Source organism: Xanthomonas maliensis, from assembly GCF_009192945.1.
Classification (GTDB): domain Bacteria; phylum Pseudomonadota; class Gammaproteobacteria; order Xanthomonadales; family Xanthomonadaceae; genus Xanthomonas; species Xanthomonas maliensis.
In genome coordinates this window covers 30,661-49,127 of the sequence record NZ_NSET01000004.1, presented here as the reverse complement: position 1 = coordinate 49,127, position 18,467 = coordinate 30,661, and the positions used below count along the sequence as shown (strand labels likewise).

Sequence of the window (18,467 nt, the reverse complement as noted above, 5' to 3'; positions counted from 1 at the left end):
CGTGCAGGCAAACGCGGCTATGCTGGCAGCCACCTCGACACTGCCACTGCCCCATGTCCCTGATTGCCATGATTGCTGCGCTGTGCGTGGCTCTGCTGCACGTCTACATCCTGGTGCTGGAAATGGCGCTGTGGACGCATCCATTGGGGCTGAAGACCTTCCGCAACAGCCTGGAGAAGGCGCAGGCCACCCGCGTGCTGGCTGCCAACCAGGGCCTCTACAACGGCTTCCTGGCCGCGGGATTGTTCTGGGGAGCGCTGCAAGCACGCGTGGACGTGACCAGCTTCTTCCTGGGCTGCGTGGTGGTCGCCGGCTGCTATGGCGCGTATAGCGTCAATCGCCGGATCTTCTTCGTGCAGGCGATGCCGGCGTTGATCGCGCTGGCGCTGGTGTGGGTGCCGCACTGAGATTTTGCGGCATCGTCCAGGCCGGTCGTTTGCAACATCGCTCCTCGGCTTCCGCCTGCTGGACGCCACGACGGCGATCCTGAGCGATCAAGGGGTGATCAGCGAGGAAGCCGAGGGAGTGCTGCGCCTTTCGTTCTCGTGCTGTCTGAAGACAGGCATGGTGGCCCGGCCGACACATGACCCGCCGCCTGGCCTGCAAGCGCAAACAAAAACGGCGGGCCGAAGCCCGCCGTCGCCATGGCATGTCGTCGCTGATCAGGCCGCTTCGCGCGGCTGCTGCTGCGGCTGGCGCTGGTCGTAGTAGCTTGCGGCGCGCAGTTCGTGCGGATCGAAGTCGTCCACCGTGATGGTGTCCATCATGATCTCGCGCAATTCCTCCAGCAGCTTGCGTTCCTCGGCGCTCAGGACGCCGTGGGCGACTGCCTCGTCCAGCTGAGCGGAGAAGTCCAGCGCCTCGATACCCTTGGTCTTGAGCGCCTTGAGGAACTTGCGCTCCACCGGCTCGGCCATCACTGCCTTGCTGAGGTAGCTGGCGATGCGTCCGCCCGGATTGTTGGCGCAGGGGGTCAGGAACACGCCCTGCGCCAGACGGTCGCGGGCCTCGTTGGGCGTCATCAACAGCGAGGCCACGCGGTGACCCAGGCGATCGCCAGGTGCCTCGGCGCGACGGCCGAGCGGGAAGATCAACGCCCACATCAACCAGCCCACCGGACGGATCGGGAAGTTGCGCAGCGCCGCCGACAGGGCGGTTTCGATCTTGTGCACGCTATCGTGGAAGGCCCAGGCCAGCAGCGGCTGATCGCTCGCCGGCGCGCCCTCATCGTGGTAACGCTTGAGGATCGCGCTAGTCATGTAGATATGGCTCAGCACATCGCCCAGGCGACCGGACAGCGACTCCTTGAACTTCAACTTGCCGCCCAGCATCAGCATCGACACGTCGGCCATCAAGGCCAGGTTGGCCGAATAGCGATCCAGCTTGCGGAAGAACCGACGGGTATACGCATCGCCCGGCGCCGCACCGATACGCGCACCGGTCAGGCCGAACCAGAACGACCGGACCGCGTTGGAAATGCCGAAGCGGATATGACCGAACAGGCTGTGGTCGAATTGCTCCAGGCCACGACGGGTATCTGGATCCTGTGCGGCCTGCATCTCCTTCAACACCCACGGATGGCACAGGATGGCGCCCTGGCCGAAGATCAGCAGGCTGCGGGTCATGATGTTGGCGCCTTCCACGGTCACGCCGATCGGCGCGGCCTGCCAGGCGCGGCCGGCGAAGTTGCGCGGCCCCAGGATGATGCCCTTGCCGCCGATCACATCCATCATGTCGCTGACCACTTCGCGGCCCATGGTGGTGCAGTGGTACTTGGCGATCGCCGACGGCACCGACGGCACATCGCCGCGATCCACCGCAGCAGCGGTGGCCTGCGACAGCGCACTGATCGCATAGGCCTTGCCGCCGATCCGGGCCAGCGCTTCTTCCACGCCTTCGAAGCGGCCCACCGACAGGCCGAACTGCTTGCGGATACGCGCATACGCACCGGTCACCACCGCCGCGGCCTTGCTGCCGCCGCTGGCGGTGGAGGGCAGGGTGATCGAGCGACCGACGGCCAGGCACTCGTTGAGCATGTTCCAGCCCTTGCCGACCATCTCCACGCCACCGATCAGCTGGCTCAGTGGGATGAACACTTCTTCGCCATGGATCGGGCCATTTTGGAACGGCGAATTCAACGGGAAGTGGCGACGGCCGATTTCCACGCCGGCGGTGTCGCGCGGCAGCAGCGCCAGGGTGATGCCGATGTCCTTCTTATCGCCGATCAGACCGTCCGGATCGTAGGCGCGGAACGCCAGGCCGATCAGCGAGGCGACCGGTGCCAGGGTGATGTAGCGCTTGTCGAAGGTCAGCTTGACGCCCAGCACATTGGCGCCATTCCACTCGCCCTTGCAGACGATGCCGTAGTCCGGAATCGAGGTGGCATCGGAGCCGGCGAACGGACCGGTCAGGCCGAAGCACGGCACTTCCGCACCGACCGCCAACCGCGGCAGGTAGTAGTCCTTCTGTTCCGGCGTGCCGTAATGCAGCAGCAGCTCACCGGGGCCGAGCGAGTTGGGCACGCCGACGGTGGAGCTGACCACGCTGGAGATCGAGGACAGCTTCTGGATTACCTTGTGGTGCGCCAGCGCGCTGAAACCCAGGCCGCCGTACTGCTTGGGAATGATCATGCCGAAGAACTTGTTCTTCTTGATGAAGTCCCATAGCTCCGGCGGCAGGTCGGCGTGGACGTGGGTGATTTCCCAGTCGTTGATCATCTTGCACAGCTCTTCCACCGGGCCATCCAGGAAGGCTTGCTCTTCGGCGGTGAGTTGCGGCTTGGGATAGTTCAGCAGCTTCTGCCAATCCGGGTCGCCAGTGAACAGCTCGCCTTCGAAACCGACCGAGCCGGTCTCCAGTGCGATGCGCTCGGTCTGCGATAGCGGCGGCAGCACCTTGCGGAAGAAGGCCATCAATGGCGTGGTCAGCAGCGGCTTGCGCAGGAACGGCAACAGCACCGGCGCGGACACCAGTACGACCAGCGCGGCGGCCACGATGGTGGCGGTCAGATTGGCACCCAGCAGCCAGCACGCCACCAGCACACAGGCGCTGATCGCAACCCACGTGGCAAGGCGCATCCGGTGATAGGCAGCGATACCCGCCGCCAGGATGACGAGGAGGAACGGTGCAACGATGCTCATGGTCTTGCTCCAGTGACATGCTCGGTAGTGTTGGACGCTGCGATGGTGCAAACCGCCGGCAGTGCGTCCAGATAATGCAACACGGTGGCGGTAAACGTGGTGTTGTCGTCGCCCACCACCATGTGGGTGGCATCGGCGAGCTGCACGTGTTGCGCGTGCGGCGCCACCGACAGGAATTCGGCGATACTGGCGGGCGTCACCAGATCGCTGTGCCCACCGCTGATCAGCAGCATCGGGCAGCGCACCTGGGCGGCGGCGTCCAGCAGCTCGCGCTGCTGCGTGTCGGCATCGCCGCCGGCCAGTTCGGCGATCAAGCGCGGATCCCAGTGCCATTGCCAACGGCCGCCTTCGCGCTGACGCAGCAACGCCTGCAACTGCGTAGGCGACTTGCGCGGGCGATGCGGGCGGTAGGCGGCGATGGCATCGGCCGCGGCATCCAGCGAAGCGAAGCCGTCTGGATGGGCCGTCATGAACTGCAGGATGCGGTCCACGCCGGCGGCCTCCCAGCGCGGAGTGATGTCGGCGAGCACGATCGCGCGGAACAGACCGGGCCAGCGCGATTCGGCGAGCAATCCGAACAGGCCGCCCATCGAAGCGGCGACCAGCACCGGCGGCTCGGCGTGTTCGCCAGCGAGCACGATCAGGTCGTCGACGAACTGCGATGCCGTGTAGCGCGAGGCGGGCGGATTGCGGCTGGAGTCGCCGTGGCCGCGCGCATCGTAGGAGAGTGCACGATAGCCCGCTGCGGCCAGCGTCTGCGCCGTGCCCTCCCAGGCGTGGCGCGTTTGCCCGAACCCATGTGCCAGCACCACCGTGGGAGCGTTGGCATCGCCGTGCACGGCGACTGCCAGCGACACGTCGCCCGTCGCGGTCTGGCCGACGGCAGACTGGGGTGCGAGGGTAGCGGATGAGGTGACCATACCTAATCGTATGGACGGTGGGGCGCGCCTGTCAATACTCTTTGGTATGGACGGTTGTTCAGGACCGCGCCAGGCCCCACCGCCTATGCAGTGCGTACTGCAACCAACCCAGGCGTATGGTTAAATCATCGGATGACCAATGCCGCCGAACCCCATCCCAATTCCCCACGTTCCAACGCAGGCCGGGGCAATCGCCTCAGTGCCGACGACTGGGCGCAAGCGGCGCTGGATTTGATCGCTGAACAAGGCGTCGGCGCGGTAGCGGTGGAGCCGTTGGCGCGGCGCTTGGGGGTTACCAAGGGCAGTTTCTATTGGCACTTCCCCTCGCGCGACGCCCTGTTGCAGGCGGCCCTGGAGCGTTGGGAAATCTTCGAGCAGAAGGAAGTCTTCGGTAGCTTGGAAGAAGTGCCCGATCCCAGCGCCCGCCTGCGCGCGCTATTCCAACTGGTTGCGCATGAAGTCACCCCGCATGTCATCTACAGCGAGTTGCTGAAAGCCCTGGACCACCCGGCAGTTCGGCCGGTGATCGACCGCGTCTCGCAACGGCGCCTGGACTATCTGATTGCCTCGTTCCGCCAGGCAGGCCTGAGCCGCACCGACGCGCAGCACCGTGCTCGCCTGGCTTACGCGGCCTATGTCGGATTCCTGCAGTTGTCGCTGCAACTGCAGCAACCCAAGCAGGCGCGTGAGGATTTCGAGGCCTACGTCGAGCACGTGATCCAGACGTTAATCCCTGGGTAAGCAGGGCTAACCCAGGCCAGTAGCGACGCAGTAATCGCCATCCGCGCGGGCGGAGGGATAGCGCTACTTGCGCCATTAAGGTCTTATTTTGAGTCTTGGTATTCCGTGCTGCAATTCACGCCGCACATATTTATCGTTAACAGATCTTTAATTTTCTTGGCTTGGTAGCTACTATCAGGTTCACCTGCCGTTTTGGGACCGCATTTCGGACCCGCGGGCAGGGTGTTCACCACCACCAAGATCTTTGGAGAGAGAGTTCAATGATTTACAAGACCAGCAAGCTCCGCGACGCGATTTCGTTCGCCATCGCGGTGGGTGCAACAGCCAGCGTCGTTCCCATGACCGCGGGTGCGCAAGAAGCCGGTCCGACCAACCTCGATCGCATCGAGGTGACCGGTTCGCGCATCCGGCAGGTGGACACGGAAACGGCACAGCCGGTTCTGACCGTCAGCCGCGCCGCCATCGAGAAGCAGGGCTTCTCCTCGGTTGCCGACATTCTGCAAAACATCAGCGCCGTCGGTACGCCGCCGATCAGCCGTTCGCAGCCGCTGTCCTCCGGCGAAGCCGTGGGCGGTACCTACATCAGCCTGCGTGATCTGGGAGCGGCGCGTACGCTCGTCCTAGTCAATGGCAAGCGTCTGGGCATCACCACCGATGGTTTGCAGGACATCTCGACGATTCCTGTCTCGTCGATTGATCGTATCGAAGTGCTGAAGGATGGCGCCTCGTCGATCTACGGCTCGGACGCGATCGCCGGCGTGATCAACATCATTACCCGGACCAACTTCGACGGTGCGACCGGCAGCGTCTATTACGGTCAGTACTCGCAGGGTGACGGCGAAACGACCAATGCCGATTTCGTCATGGGCGTGACCGGCGAGCGCGGTACCCTGACGGTCGGCGTGGAGTATGCCAAGGAGAACAAGGTCGCCGCTTCGGATCGCCCTTACTCCGAGTTCCCGCGTTCGTCCAACCATCCTAACTTCGGCTGGACGTCGGTGGGTGAGTTCGGTGGTTTCGTGAGCCGCCCGGCAGACGCGCTCCCGAACGTGCGCTACCCGGCAGCGTCGGCCTCCAATCCGAACCGTGAGGTTCGCGTGTTGGTGCGTGACGGCGGCAACCCGGATAACCCGGCCGACTACCGTGCGCAGAACACCGATCAGTTCGTCACTCAGGACAAGACCAACACCAACCGTTGGACCGACCTGCGTACGCCGCAAGAGCGTCGTTCGCTGTTCGTCGATGGTAGCTACGATCTGACCGACAGCGTGCGCTTCCGCACCAACGTGCTGTACAGCAACCGCGACTCCACCCGTCAGATTGCCGGTTATCCCTACCAGGCGCTGGCGTTTGGTTCGCCGATGTCGGTGGATAGCGCCTTCAATCCGCTCAATCGCGAGATCCCGAACTGGTGGCGCCGTACCACCGAAGTGCCCCGCACCACCCGTTCGGAGCTGACCACCTATCGCTTCACCGGTGGATTCGATGGCACCTTCCAGTTCGGCGAGCGCATCTTCGACTGGGATGTCGGCTATCTCTACAACAACAACAAGCTGGTGCAGAGCGGTACCGGCGACCTGAACCTGACCTCGCTGCGTTCGGCAGTCGGTGCGTCCTTCATCAATGCATCGGGTGTTGCGCAATGTGGTTCGGCCGCTGCTCCGGTGTCGCTGTCCCAGTGCGTGCCGTTCAATCCGTTCATCGCCGCTGGCCAGACCGGCCCGGGGGCGCTCACTGGCAACCAGGCACTGCAGGCATTCCTGTTCCCGACCACCCACGCCACCGCTGACACCAAGACCAAGGTGGTGAGCGCCAACTTGTCGGGCAGCCTGTTCACTTTGCCTGCCGGCGACCTCGGCTTCGCGGTCGGTGCTGAGCAGCGCAAGGAAGAGGGTGAATTCAGCCCCGATGCATTGGCTCAGTCGGGCAATACCTCCGGTCTGGCCAACTTCCCCACCGCCGGAAGCTACAAGGTCGACGAAGTCTATGCCGAGTTGAACGTGCCGCTGCTGGCCGATCTGCCGGGCGCGCAGGAGCTGAGCCTGAACATGGCTAGCCGCTACTCGGACTACAACACCTTCGGCGATACCGTGAACAGCAAGTTCGGCTTCAAGTGGAAGCCGATCCAATCGCTGATGGTGCGTGGTACCTGGGCCGAAGGCTTCCGGGCCCCGACCATTGCGGACCTGTACGGCGGCGGCTCGCAGACCTTCGACTCCTACACTGACCCGTGCGACGTCCAGTTCGGTGCATCGCGCACCAGTGCCGCTGTGCGTGCGCGTTGTGCAGCCGCCCTGCCGGGTAATGCCAACACGTTCCGTCAGTTGGCGCAGGGCTTCGTGCCGACCACTGCCGCTTCTTCGCAGACGCCGGTTGCGTTCCTGTCCGGTTCGAACGACCAGTTGACTCCGGAAACCTCGACCTCCAAGACCTTGGGATTTGTCTGGAGCCCGGGTTTCGTCACCGGTCTGAATGTGTCGCTTGACTGGTGGGAGATTCGCGTCGATAACACCATCATCAGCGATACCGCGAACCTGATCCTCAACGACTGCTACATCAACGGCATCGCCGAGCGCTGCAACGCGTTTACCCGCGATCCGGTGACCGGTATCGTCAACAACCTGCGCCGTACGTCGATCAATGCAGGTTATCGCGAGGTCGAAGGTTACGATCTGGATCTGGGCTACCGCTACTCGAACGATACGCTGGGCAACTTTGCAGTTCAGTGGACCACCACCTACACCAGTCGTGATGACCTGGTCACCACCCGCAATCCGGTTCTCTACCCGAACCCGATGACGGGCGTGGGTTGGGCGGGCACCACCACCGGTACCCACTTCCGCATTCGCTCCAACGTGGCCATGAACTGGGACAAGGGTGATTTCGGTGCGAGCTGGACGGTGCGTTACTTCTCCGGCCTGAAGGAATCTTGCCTCAGCGCCTCCTCGTTCCCGGATGAGTGCAGCGATCCGAACTACCGCGTCCCGAACAACCAGGGCGTGTCGATCGGTAGCCCGACCAACGAGCGCGGTGCGACGGTGTTCAACGACGTCCAGGTACGTTGGAACGCTCCGTGGAATGCCACGATCGCAGCAGGTGCCAACAACGTGTTCGACCGCGTCGGTCCCACACTGTACAGCCAGCCGAGCTCGAACGTGTCCTACTTCGGTGGCTTCGACATCGGTCGCTTCCTGTACATGCGTTACACCCAGCGCTTCTGATCGAAGATCATCAGGCGTGAAGTGGTAAGTCCAGGCGCCCCCTCACGGGGGCGCCTTTTTTGTGCGCGGCTCCTCGCCGAGCGGTGTCCTGTCGATCTGCGAGGTGGACTGAGGCGTTGCGTCTACAGCGGCCTGCGGGCCCGCGCGCCAGCAGGGACGTTCGACGGCCCCCGGGCTTCATCGCTCTGCGGCAGTCTCACTTCAAGCCGAGCAGTGTGCGGACGGGCCAATCGTGGTCAGGGGCCAGGCAGATCAGCGTGTGCTGTCTTTGATGAAGAGGGCTGTGGCCGCCTCGCCGAAACGCCGATCGCGAGAACTGATGCAAGCCGCCAGGCGCAGTCACGCATGTCTGCTTCGCTTGCTCTGGGCGGCGAGCTGTCATGTGACGCTTTATCGATTGACCGATGAAAATCGCGCGTTACCCGACGACCGCCCATGTGGCACATGATGGGCCGCCCTGAGGCTAAGATCGTGGCAGCGTTGTCGCATTGCGTTTGGCCGCTGCAGCGAAGGCGGGCCAAAGGATCGGCTGGGGCATGAGAATGAGGATCCCAATCGCACCGAACGGTCCCAAAGCGGGAGCGTCCGGTGTGACGGCGACAGGGCGATGTCTTATGGGCATCGCCGGCAACAGTCGATGTGTCAGTGGCGAGGCGCTAGCGCCGGCAATACGAGGCTCTACAGGTCCTGCTCGTATCTCACGTAAGGGACCGTGCCGTCGCTATTGGACTCGTTGTTGGGCGCGAAGGGGTTCTTGCCCTTGGAGATCACGTTCTCGGCGCCGACCGTGAGCTGTCCGCTCCAGGGAGTGCGCCAGGTCAAGCCCAGGCCGAGGCCTTCCCACTTCTCCGGCTGCCCAGGGACATCGACGACGCGACCGATCACATTAGCGCTGAAGGCGCCATAGCCGCCCCCGACGCTCAGGGTCTTGCTATCCCATTGATCGGCGATTGCTGGCGAGACGTCGGCCAGCGGGACCAGGCGCGCACGGGCGTAGGTGCCTCCGATCGATACGAAGCCTTCGCGGCCGATGTTCTTCTGTCCGAACACGGTGAGATCGTTCTGCTCGACGCGAATCAACGGCGCCTTGCCGGCGCCTGCCATCCAAGCGGGAAGGCTGTCGCGGCCAGTGCCCGCCGTCACTCCGGCGCGGGCGCCACCGCGATTGAAGCCCAGGGTGGCAGAGACGCGGTGCGACGCCGACGTGTTGTCTTCCTCATCGTCGCCAATACCTGCCAACAGGCAATGACTGGCAAGCGAGCTGATATTGGTGCCGCGGCTGCTGTTGCACAGCAGACCCAGCGAGTCGCCGGACCCCAGGCCAAACGCTGCGTCCAGCGAATTGCGGCCGAAATGCCAGCGTGCGCCCGCCTTTTGCTCGCCAGTGGGCTCGAGATAGAGAAACGCTTCGACCTTGCCGCTGCCCTTGTTCCAGACCGGCAGGATGGTGCTGTCCTTCGACTGCGCGTGCACGCCCGTGGCTGCCGCTAGGGCTGCCAGCAAAGCGAACGAGAGGCGCAGGAAATATCGCATACCAACAATCAGACCCAGGGTCAGGTGTTAAGTTCCCGCGAGGGGACAGTCAAGGATGCTAGGCCGTTTATGATTATTTAACAAGTCTCCGCTCTCCCCTGAACGGCGCTTGTCGGATGCTCTCTACTGCAACCGTTCTGGCGCCGCCTGGTGCGGATGCGCTGCGCTGAACAGTACGTCCAGGTCGGTCAAAGCAAAGTGATACTCGCGGCCGCAGAACTCGCAGCGCACCTCGACCTGACCGGACTCTTCCGCGGCCGCTCGCGCCTCCTGCTCGCCCAATGACTGCAGCATCGCGCCGACCCGCTCGCGTGAGCAGGAACAGCCGAACGCCAAAGGCTTGCTGCCAAGGGCCTGCGGCGACTCCTCATGGAAAAGTCGGTGCAGCAAGTCGGGTCCTGCGACCGACAGCAGTTCCGGTGCACCCAGTGTGTCGAACAGGGCGCCGATCCGTGTCCAGCCGTCGTCGTCGCCCTCATCGCCAGGCAGTCTCTGCAACAGCAGTCCGGCAGCCTGATCCGGGCCAGCCGCCAGCAACAATCGGGTGGGCAGCTGTTCGGATTGCAGGAAATAGGTTTCGAACACCTCGGCGAGCTCTGGTGCATCGATGCCGACCAGGCTTTGGTACCGCTGTGGCTCGCGCGGATCGAGTCCGGGGTTTTCGATGGTGATCGCCAACAACGCACCATCGCCTAGCGCGCGGAGGTCGGTCGGGGCGTCGGTGCCGTCGGCGAGCTGCACGATGCCGCGCAAGGTGCCGGCGGCGGTGCATTCGGCAAACAGCGTGCGCAAGCTGTCATTGCCGCGCAGTTGCACCGACAGGCGCCCATCCACCTTGGTGTGGCCGGTGAACAGGGCGGCGGCGGCGGCGGCTTCGCCCAACAGCTGACGGGCGAATGGCGGGTAGTGGGCAGCACCTTGCAAGTCGCGCCAGGCCTTGGACAGGCGGACATGGACGCCGCGGACGCCGGCGGTAGGCAGCAGGAAGCGGGACAACTGATCGTGATCGGTCATGGAGACGTTCGAACGTAGGAGACGCCGGTTGCCGGATAATGCGGCAGGCATCGGGATGAGAGGTCGACACAGACAATGGGGACGGATGGAGTGGATGGCAAGCAAGGCATGCCGTCGCGGCGATCTCGGCACTGGGGCCGTTGGCTGCTGGCCGCGCCGTTGTTGTTCGCGGCTGCAAGCCTGCTGCAGGTCGCTGTGCTGCGTGTGATCGACCCGCCTATCAGCATGATGATGATAGGGCGCTACCTGGAAGCCTGGGGCGAGGGCGACTGGCAGTTCCGCCTGCACCAGCAATGGCGCGATCTCGATGCGATCGCGCCCAGCCTGCCGATTTCGGTGGTGGCCGCCGAAGATCAGCAATTCCCCTTCCATCATGGATTCGACCTGCAGGCGATCGAGAAGGCGCGCGATCACAATGCGCGTGGCGGCCGCGTGCGCGGGGCCAGCACGATCAGCCAGCAGGTCGCCAAGAACCTGTTCCTGTGGCAGGGACGCAGTTGGATCCGTAAGGGCCTGGAAGCTTGGTATACGGTGCTGATCGAGCTGCTGTGGCCGAAGTCGCGGATTCTGGAGGTGTATGTGAACGTGGCCGAATTCGGCGACGGCATCTATGGTGCCCAGGCGGCGGCGCAGCAGTTCTGGCGCAAGGATGCGAGCGCGCTGGCGCCGAGTGAGGCGGCGCGATTGGCTGCGGTGCTGCCGTCGCCGCGACGCTACGACGCGCGCCGGCCCGGGGCCTATGTCCAGCGCCGTGCGGCCTGGATCCAGCGGCAGGCGGGCCAGTTGGGCGGTCCGGCCTATCTGCAGGATCGCTGAGCATGGCAGACGCAGTGACCGTATCCGCGCCGGAGCATCGGCTGACGGTGGTGGTGGCCGCCTTTAACGAGCAGGCCAGTATCCCGCTGCTGCATCCGCGTCTGCGCGCGGTGCTGGCGACGTTGGAGGGCTTGCAGACGCAGGTGCTGTACGTCGACGACGGCAGCACCGATGGGACCTGGGAGGTGCTGCAGGGGTTGGCTACCGAGGATCCACAGGTGTTGGCGCTGCGTCTGTCGCGCAACTTCGGCAAGGAAGTTGCGCTATCGGCGGGATTGGACCATGTCCCGCCCGGCGCGGTGGTGCTGCTCGATGCCGATGGTCAGGATCCGCCCGAGCTGATCCCGGAGTTCGTCGCGCTCTGGCGCGCCGGGTACGACAATGTGTTCGGCACGCGCGTGTTTCGCGAAGGCGAGAGTTGGCTGAAACGGACCGCCGCCCACGCGTTCTATCGGGTGATTCGCCGCTTGTCGCGGACACCGATACCTGCCGATACCGGCGACTTTCGTTTGCTGTCGCCGCGCGTGGTGCAGGCGTTGCAGCAGCTGCGCGAGCGTCATCGTTTCATGAAGGGCCTGTTCGGCTGGGTGGGTTTTCGCCAGGTGGCGTTGCCGTATCGGCGTGCTCCGCGGCTGTCGGGGCGCAGCAAGTTCACCGTCTGGCGGCTCTGGAATTTCGCCCTGGACGGGATCACCAGCTTTTCCACCGTGCCGTTGCGCGCGGCGACCTATCTGGGCTTGCTGACCGCCCTGGTCGCCTTCCTGTTCGGCGGCTGGGTGATCGCCAAGGCGGCGCTGATGGGCGACCCGGTGCCGGGTTGGCCGACGATGATGGCGGTCATTCTGTTCCTGGGCGGCATTCAGCTGATTGCGCTGGGCATGATCGGCGAATACCTCGGGCGGCTCTACGATGAGGCCAAGCAGCGGCCGTTGTACTTGGTCGACAGCCGTTGCGGCACGACAGGAGTATCCTGCGAGCACCACAACACTCGCGGAGCGGATCATGCAGACCGTACGGCAGTTGCTGGGCAGCAAGCAGGTTGAGGTGTTCGCCGTCGCCCCCGATGCGGCGGTGATCCAGGCCATCCGGGTGATGGCCGATCGCGGCATCGGCGCCGTGCTGGTGATGGATGGCCCGCGCTTGGTCGGCATCGTGTCCGAGCGCGACTACGCGCGCAAAGTGGTGTTGCGCGATCGCTCATCGGCGACCACCAGCGTGTCGGAGATCATGAGCTCGGAGGTGGTGACGGTGTCGCCCGCCGAGACGGTGGAGCATTGCATGCAATTGATGACCACCGGCCGCTTCCGTCATCTTCCGGTCGTGGATGGCGGTCAGGTCGTCGGCGTGGTCTCCATTGGCGACCTGGTCAAGTCGGTGATCGAGGAGCAGCGGCGCGATATCGACCAATTGCAGCGCTATATCGCCAGCTAGCCATGGGGCCCGCGCGCCGGTGCCATCGGTCCGATGCCAGGCGGCGACGTCGTTAGGCACTTTGGTCATGTCACCGTTCGGAGCGGTTTGACCGATAGCGGCTCGTGCGTGGTCGCAGGTCACCCGTACGCGCGTGCCGTTGGCCTTACTGCGCGTAATGGCCGCCGCAATCGCTGTCCTTGCCCGGGCCGCTCTCGAAGGTGGCCAACAACGCGGCTGGCGGGGCGATGCTGCCCAGCGCGATGGCGACCGCGCCGCGCACGCCCAGCGCCTTGAAGTCGGGGCGGAAGCTGGGAGCCCTGAAGGTCCCGCCGATGCGCAGCGGCGAGCGCAGGCTCAGGATGCTGCGGTCTTTCGGGCGCGGACGCAGCAGCAGATCCAGGGTCTCGTCCTTCAGGCTGATGTGGCCTTCGCCGATGATGATGGTGTCGGTGGTGTCGAAGGCCATGGCGCGCGATTGCATGAGGCCATCGCGCACTCCGAAGTCGGCGAATACGCAGCGCACCGGGATCTGGCGATCGCGGGTGACCAGGTACTTCAGCGACTCGGCGATATCCAGCCCGGCCAGCTCCATGATCAGGTTGCCGATATGGCCGCGCCCCATGCCGACCCCGATCGAGCCATCGGCCGAGCCCAGCATCGCGGCCACCGAATTGCCACGCCCCTTGAGCTCCACCTTGCCGCCGATCGCGCCGGAGGCCTGCTGGGCCAGGGTTGCATCCGGGAAGAGGCGATCCAGGCGGATTCCGCGCATCGCCGCCTTCAGATCGGTGCTGATGGCGGCATTACGCGCATCCAGCGTGATGGTGGAGCGGACGTCGCCACCGGCCACGCCGAAGTTGAGCGGGTCCAGGCGCAGCAGGCCATCGCGCAACGTCAGCGATGCATCCATGTCGTCCAATGGCCAGGACGGTGCATTGATCCGTTGCGCTCGCCAGCGCACCTGCGCATCCATCGCGCGCAGCTTCGACAGATCGTAGGGCTTGTCGGGAAGCACGCGATCACCAGCTGCCAGTTGTGCGGCCTGGCGTTTTTGTTCGGCATTGGCCGACTCGTTGGCGCCGGTCTTGGGCGGGGCGCCGACGAAGCCGGCCAGGTCATCGAAATCCAGGCGTTTGGAGGCCAGATCGGCTCGCAGCAGCGGGCGCGCGTTGCGCAGATCCACCTCTGCGGTACCCGACAGGTCGCTATCGCCGGCGGTACCGGTGAAGCGCTCGTAGCGCCAGACATCGCCATTGCGTTGCAGGCGGCCATCCAGTCGGTAGGGCGGGGTCGAGGGAATCGCCACGCCGATCAGTGGGTACAGGTCTTCCATATCCTGTCCGCTCAGCGCCATCTGCAGATCGAACACGCGAAACTGGAAGGGATTGGTCAAGGTGCCGCGCACATGCGTGCGGGTGGCGCCGGCGCTGCCACGCAGATCGATCCGGAACGGGTGTTCGCTGTCGCTCAGTTCCAGCGGCGACGCGGTCGCGCCCTTGAGGGTGAACGGGTAGCCGCGCCAGCGGCCCTTGCCCTCGATGCCCACTGGCGCTGCGCGTTGGTCGCTGCGGGGCGGGGCCAGGCTGTTGATTGCCACATCGATGTCGGTGCGGCCGGCTGCATCCACGTATTGCAGGCGACCGTCGTCGACCAAGAGTCTGCCCAGCCGCGGCATGCGGCCATCGCCGCTGTCGCCGTCGAACACCCAATTGCCAGGATGATTGGCATCGCCAGCCTCCAGCAGGATGCGTGGCCGTTGCAGCCGGATTTCCGGCAGTCGCACTGCGCCGCGCAGCAGCGGCCAGAATTCCACGTCGATTTCGGCACTGTCCAGTTCGGCCATCGGCCCGCGCTTGGACCAGTCGGCGTTGGCCAAGCGCAGGCGATCACCGCGGACAGTGACAATGCGGCCCAGGCCGACATCGAGATGGCCGAGCTGGAACGCCCGGCCGGTCTTGGCGCTGACGACGCGTTCGACGGGACCGCGCAACCAATTCCAGTCGAATACCAGCAGCAGGATCACCAGCGCCGCGGCGATCGCCGCCAGTATCAACGGCCAGCGTCGACGTGGTGCGCGGCGTGGGGAGGCCACTGGCGGAGGAGGGGCGGGGTTCACGCCCCCATGGTTGGCGAAGACTCGTGCACGGCGCGCGAACGCGCCGTTCGGTCACAACACCTGGCCAGTCACCGCCACGAAATGGCACACGCTGCCGGCCAGCACGAACAGGTGCCAGATGGCATGGAAATAGCGCACCGTATCGCGTTGGTAGAAGTAGGTGCCCAAGGTGTAGAAGAGCCCGCCGGCCAGCAACCAGCACAGCGTCCAGGTATCGATGGCGCGTAGCAGCGGCTCGATCGCAACGACAATCAGCCAGCCCATGGCGACATAGAGAATCGTCGACAGCAGCCGGAAGCGGCCGGTGTAGAACAGCTTGAAGATCACTCCGGCCGCGGCGATGGTCCAGATCGCCGCGAACAGGCCCCATCCCCAGGGGCCGCGCAGGCCGATCAGCGTGAAGGGGGTATAGGTGCCGGCGATCAGCAGGTAGATCGCGCAATGGTCGAACACCTGCAGGCGCGCCTTCGCTCCTGGGTGCGGAATGGCGTGGTACAGGGTCGAGGCGACGTACAGCAGCAACAAGGTGACGCTGAAGACGATAGCGGTGGCCAACTGCCAACCGTCGCCATAGATGGCGGCGAGCGTGATCAGCACCGAACCGCCGGCCAGGGCGGCGATGGCGCCCAGACCGTGGGTCAGGGCGCTGGCAATCTCGTCACGCAGGTCGGTCGAGGGGGATGCATCTGCGTTCATGCCGGCAAGGTACCGCAATTGCGAGCAATTCGCATCGCCTCGGCCGGGACCGCTTCACCGGGCGGTCAATCGACCGCCATGGCGTGCGCATGCTCGCGGGTGGCAGAGAAGCGCACATCCGGCGCGCGTTCCTGTGCCAATTGCAGGTTGACCCGGGTCGGCGCCAGGTAGACCAATTGCCCGGCCGCATCCAGCCCGAGGTTGCCGGCGTTCTTCTCGCGGAATTCCTCCAGCTTCTTGGCGTTGTCGCAGTGCACCCAGCGGGCAGTGGTCACGCTGACCGGCTCGAAGATCGCATCCACGCCGTACTCGTCCTTGAGCCGGTAGGCCACCACATCGAACTGCAGCACACCCACCGCGCCCAGGATCAGGTCGTTGCTCATCAGCGGGCGGAAGAACTGCGTGGCGCCTTCCTCCGACAGCTGTGCCAGGCCCTTCTGCAACTGCTTGAGCTTGAGCGGATCGCGCAGGCGCGCGCGGCGGAACAGTTCCGGGGCGAAGTTGGGAATGCCGGTGAACGACAGCGATTCGCCCTCGGTGAAGGTGTCGCCGATGGAAATGGTGCCGTGGTTGTGAATGCCGATCACATCGCCTGGCCAGGCCTCGGCGGCGATCTCGCGGTCGGAGGCCATGAAGGTCAATGCATTGGCCAGCTTGAGTTCCTTCCCGCTGCGCACATGCAAGGTCTTCATGCCGGCAGTGAACTTGCCTGAGCACACGCGCATGAAGGCGACGCGGTCGCGGTGTTGCGGGTCCATGTTGGCCTGGATCTTGAACACGAAGCCGCTGAGCTTGGGCTCGACGGGTTCGACCGCACGTCCGGTGGTCTGGCGCGGTTGCGGCGGTGGCGCGTGCTCGACGAAGAAGTCCAGCAGCGGCTGCACGCCGAAATTGTTGACGCCCGAGCCGAAGAACACCGGCGTTTGTTGGCCGGCACGATAGGCCTGCAGATCGAATGGATTGCTGGCGCCCTGCACCAGTTCCAGTTCGTCGCGCAGTTCGGCCAGCATCTGCGCGCCGATCTTCTCTTCCAGGCCCGCTGCATCCAGCGAGGGGAAGATGGTCGAGTCCTGCCGGGTGAAGTTGCGGCCCGGTTCGTACAGGTGCACCTCGCCGGTGATCAGGTGCACCACGCCCTTCAAGCGCTGGCCCATGCCGATCGGCCAGGTGACCGGTGCGCACTGGATCCCCAACACGGTCTCCACCTCGTCCAGCAGTTCAATCGGGTTCTTGCCCTCGCGATCGAGCTTGTTGATGAAGGTCATGATCGGCGTATCGCGCAGGCGGCAGACCTCCATCAGCTTGATGGTGCGCTCTTCCACGCCCTTGGCCACGTCGATGACCATCAGCGCCGAGTCCACCGCGGTCAATACGCGGTAGGTATCCTCGCCGAAGTCGGCGTGGCCGGGCGTGTCGAGCAGATTGACGATCTTGCCCTCGTAGGGGAATTGCATCACCGACGAGGTCACCGAGATACCGCGCTCCTTTTCCAGCGCCATCCAGTCGGAGGTGGCGTGGCGCGCCGCCTTGCGGCCCTTCACCGAGCCGGCCATCTGGATGGCGCCACCGAACAGCAGCAGCTTTTCGGTCAGCGTGGTCTTGCCGGCGTCGGGATGGGAGATGATGGCGAAGGTGCGCCGGCGCGCGGCTTCGGTGGTGACTTCAGACATGGGGAACGCGCCCGGTCGGGCGCCTGCGGAAACCAGTGAGCCGGCGATTATACCGGCTTCGGCGCTGGGCTCCGTGGCTCAAGCTCCTGGCCATGAGTGGGGGCGAGTGCGCGCTGGATCGTTCTTGAACGGCGGCTCCGGCGCGGTCCAGTCCGCTGTCCAAGACACCTGCCAAGCCTGGGTCGACGCCATGTCTAGACAGGGGCAGGCTCAGGGCAGCGACACCGGAAACTGCAGTTCGCCCTGCGGCCCCTGCATCCGGAACGGCAGCGCGCGCAGCTGCAATCCGGCGTTGCGCTGCACGGCGAAATGCAGGTGCGGGGCGGTACTGAAGCCGGTATTGCCGGAATTGCCCAGGCGCTCGCCGAGCCGCACGGCCTGGCCAGGGCGCACGGCGATGCCGACGGTATCGAGGTGGGCATAGATCGCCATGCTGCCGTCGGCGTGCAGGATGCGCACCAGATTGCCGCCGCCGGTGGCCTCGCCGTGGCCGTTGTCTTCGGTGAAATCGCGCTGGACCTCCATCACCACGCCTGCGCGTGCCGCCAGGATCGGCGTGCCGCGCGGCAGCGCGAAGTCCACTGCGTAGAAATTGGCGGCATCGTGATGGCTGAAGGCGCCGCCAAAGCCTTGGTCCACGCGCACCGGTATGCCGCTGAATGGCAATTGGTACAGCGCCGGTTGCGGGCGTGCCTGCGGATCGCCCGGCACCACTGTCAGCCGCACGTCCAGGGCATCCAGCGTTCGCCGGCTGCTGGACGGATAGAGGCGGGCCAGCAGCAGGCGCTCACCGGCGGGCAGCACGTGGGTGACCGGCAGCGCCGGTACGGCGCTGTAATCGGCGCTGGCCGCGGCCGACACCTGCACCTGCGCCGGTCCGGCCAGCGGATTGGTGACCCAGACCAGATAGGCCGGCGGTTGCCACTGCACCTGCAGTGGTGTCACTGGTGCGGCATGTGGCGCGTGTGCGGGGCGTTCGGCCGCAGCGATATCTGCCCAATGCCAGCGTTGCGCATCGGCGTGCCCACTGCGCAGCGCGGTCGCCGACAGGACGAGCGCGAGGATGGGCAGGAGAGGACGGAAGCGGTGGCGGCGCACGCGTTGGCTCGTTCGGATGGCGCGCGATTATGTCGTCCGGGGCGGCGTAAGTGGTAACGGATGAAAATATATCGCTTCATCCGAATGAA

General features: G+C 64.9%; 14 protein-coding genes. 6 read left to right on the top strand and 8 right to left on the bottom strand.

Going from position 1 to position 18,467, the window contains the following annotated elements:
* Positions 1–53: 53 nt before the first annotated feature.
* Positions 54–407 carry a DUF1304 domain-containing protein gene (locus tag CKY51_RS00900; RefSeq protein ID WP_022973229.1) on the top strand — a complete coding sequence of 118 codons (354 nt, stop codon included), beginning with the start codon at positions 54–56 and terminating at the stop codon, positions 405–407.
* Positions 408–662: 255 nt separating this feature from the next.
* Here CKY51_RS00900 and CKY51_RS00895 read toward each other — a convergent pair whose 3' ends face one another.
* Positions 663–3,140, bottom strand: a complete 2,478-nt coding sequence (locus CKY51_RS00895; RefSeq protein WP_152248747.1) for an acyl-CoA dehydrogenase — start codon at positions 3,138–3,140, stop codon at positions 663–665.
* On the bottom strand, positions 3,137–4,060 hold the full coding sequence (locus tag CKY51_RS00890) for an alpha/beta fold hydrolase (protein WP_022973231.1): 924 nt from the start codon (positions 4,058–4,060) through the stop codon (positions 3,137–3,139). Before CKY51_RS00890 ends, CKY51_RS00895 begins: the two co-directional genes overlap by 4 nt.
* Positions 4,061–4,192: 132 nt before the next feature.
* Here CKY51_RS00890 and CKY51_RS00885 point away from each other — a divergent pair, with 132 nt between their 5' ends.
* Positions 4,193–4,801, top strand: a complete 609-nt coding sequence (locus tag CKY51_RS00885) for a TetR/AcrR family transcriptional regulator (RefSeq protein ID WP_152248746.1) — start codon at positions 4,193–4,195, stop codon at positions 4,799–4,801.
* A gap of 260 nt (positions 4,802–5,061) precedes the next feature.
* Positions 5,062–8,022 (top strand): TonB-dependent receptor domain-containing protein, encoded by a 2,961-nt coding sequence (locus CKY51_RS00880; RefSeq protein ID WP_152248745.1) that lies wholly within the window; start codon positions 5,062–5,064, stop codon positions 8,020–8,022.
* Between the two features lie 678 nt (positions 8,023–8,700).
* Here the strand turns inward: CKY51_RS00880 and CKY51_RS00875 are convergent.
* Both CKY51_RS00875 and hslO read right to left on the bottom strand, forming a co-directional pair.
* Positions 8,701–9,522, bottom strand: coding sequence for an XOO1806 family protein (locus CKY51_RS00875; RefSeq protein WP_031340253.1), 822 nt, complete (start codon positions 9,520–9,522; stop codon positions 8,701–8,703).
* 156 nt (positions 9,523–9,678) lie between these two features.
* The gene (hslO, locus tag CKY51_RS00870) at positions 9,679–10,569 is read right to left on the bottom strand and encodes an Hsp33 family molecular chaperone HslO (RefSeq protein ID WP_022973235.1); all 891 of its coding nucleotides are present in this window, start codon (positions 10,567–10,569) and stop codon (positions 9,679–9,681) included.
* 75 nt (positions 10,570–10,644) lie between these two features.
* Here hslO and mtgA point away from each other — a divergent pair, with 75 nt between their 5' ends.
* The 3 genes from mtgA to CKY51_RS00855 are packed head-to-tail and all read left to right on the top strand — an operon-like array spanning position 10,645 to position 12,816.
* Positions 10,645–11,385, top strand: a complete 741-nt coding sequence (mtgA, locus tag CKY51_RS00865) for a monofunctional biosynthetic peptidoglycan transglycosylase (protein ID WP_031340255.1) — start codon at positions 10,645–10,647, stop codon at positions 11,383–11,385.
* Positions 11,386–11,387: 2 nt separating this feature from the next.
* Positions 11,388–12,428, top strand: a complete 1,041-nt coding sequence (locus CKY51_RS00860) for a glycosyltransferase family 2 protein (RefSeq protein WP_022973237.1) — start codon at positions 11,388–11,390, stop codon at positions 12,426–12,428.
* Positions 12,388–12,816: a CBS domain-containing protein gene (locus CKY51_RS00855; protein WP_022973238.1), complete on the top strand. Its 429-nt coding sequence runs from the start codon at positions 12,388–12,390 to the stop codon at positions 12,814–12,816. The genes CKY51_RS00860 and CKY51_RS00855 overlap by 41 nt, the downstream gene beginning before the upstream one ends.
* A gap of 145 nt (positions 12,817–12,961) precedes the next feature.
* Here the strand turns inward: CKY51_RS00855 and CKY51_RS00850 are convergent, their stop codons facing one another.
* The 4 genes from CKY51_RS00850 to CKY51_RS00835 form a co-directional block, all read right to left on the bottom strand.
* The gene (locus tag CKY51_RS00850) at positions 12,962–14,914 is read right to left on the bottom strand and encodes an AsmA family protein (RefSeq protein ID WP_031340258.1); all 1,953 of its coding nucleotides are present in this window, start codon (positions 14,912–14,914) and stop codon (positions 12,962–12,964) included.
* A 51-nt stretch (positions 14,915–14,965) separates the two neighbouring features.
* On the bottom strand, positions 14,966–15,610 hold the full coding sequence (gene trhA, locus CKY51_RS00845; protein ID WP_022973240.1) for a PAQR family membrane homeostasis protein TrhA: 645 nt from the start codon (positions 15,608–15,610) through the stop codon (positions 14,966–14,968).
* A gap of 65 nt (positions 15,611–15,675) precedes the next feature.
* Entirely contained in the window at positions 15,676–17,280 is a 1,605-nt protein-coding gene (locus tag CKY51_RS00840) for a peptide chain release factor 3 (RefSeq protein WP_022973241.1), read from the bottom strand.
* A gap of 210 nt (positions 17,281–17,490) precedes the next feature.
* Positions 17,491–18,378 carry a M23 family metallopeptidase gene (locus tag CKY51_RS00835; protein WP_022973242.1) on the bottom strand — a complete coding sequence of 296 codons (888 nt, stop codon included), beginning with the start codon at positions 18,376–18,378 and terminating at the stop codon, positions 17,491–17,493.
* Positions 18,379–18,467: the final 89 nt, after the last annotated feature.

Bases quoted from the DNA above. Each gene is read 5' to 3' on its own strand.
- CKY51_RS00900 (WP_022973229.1), top strand. From the start codon at position 54: ATGTCCCTGATTGCCATGATTGCTGCGCTGTGCGTGGCTCTGCTGCAC.
- CKY51_RS00895 (WP_152248747.1), bottom strand. From the start codon at position 3,140: ATGAGCATCGTTGCACCGTTCCTCCTCGTCATCCTGGCGGCGGGTATC.
- CKY51_RS00890 (WP_022973231.1), bottom strand. From the start codon at position 4,060: ATGGTCACCTCATCCGCTACCCTCGCACCCCAGTCTGCCGTCGGCCAG.
- CKY51_RS00885 (WP_152248746.1), top strand. From the start codon at position 4,193: ATGACCAATGCCGCCGAACCCCATCCCAATTCCCCACGTTCCAACGCA.
- CKY51_RS00880 (WP_152248745.1), top strand. From the start codon at position 5,062: ATGATTTACAAGACCAGCAAGCTCCGCGACGCGATTTCGTTCGCCATC.
- hslO (WP_022973235.1), bottom strand. From the start codon at position 10,569: ATGACCGATCACGATCAGTTGTCCCGCTTCCTGCTGCCTACCGCCGGC.
- mtgA (WP_031340255.1), top strand. From the start codon at position 10,645: ATGGGGACGGATGGAGTGGATGGCAAGCAAGGCATGCCGTCGCGGCGA.
- CKY51_RS00860 (WP_022973237.1), top strand. From the start codon at position 11,388: ATGGCAGACGCAGTGACCGTATCCGCGCCGGAGCATCGGCTGACGGTG.
- CKY51_RS00855 (WP_022973238.1), top strand. From the start codon at position 12,388: ATGCAGACCGTACGGCAGTTGCTGGGCAGCAAGCAGGTTGAGGTGTTC.
- trhA (WP_022973240.1), bottom strand. From the start codon at position 15,610: ATGAACGCAGATGCATCCCCCTCGACCGACCTGCGTGACGAGATTGCC.
- CKY51_RS00840 (WP_022973241.1), bottom strand. From the start codon at position 17,280: ATGTCTGAAGTCACCACCGAAGCCGCGCGCCGGCGCACCTTCGCCATC.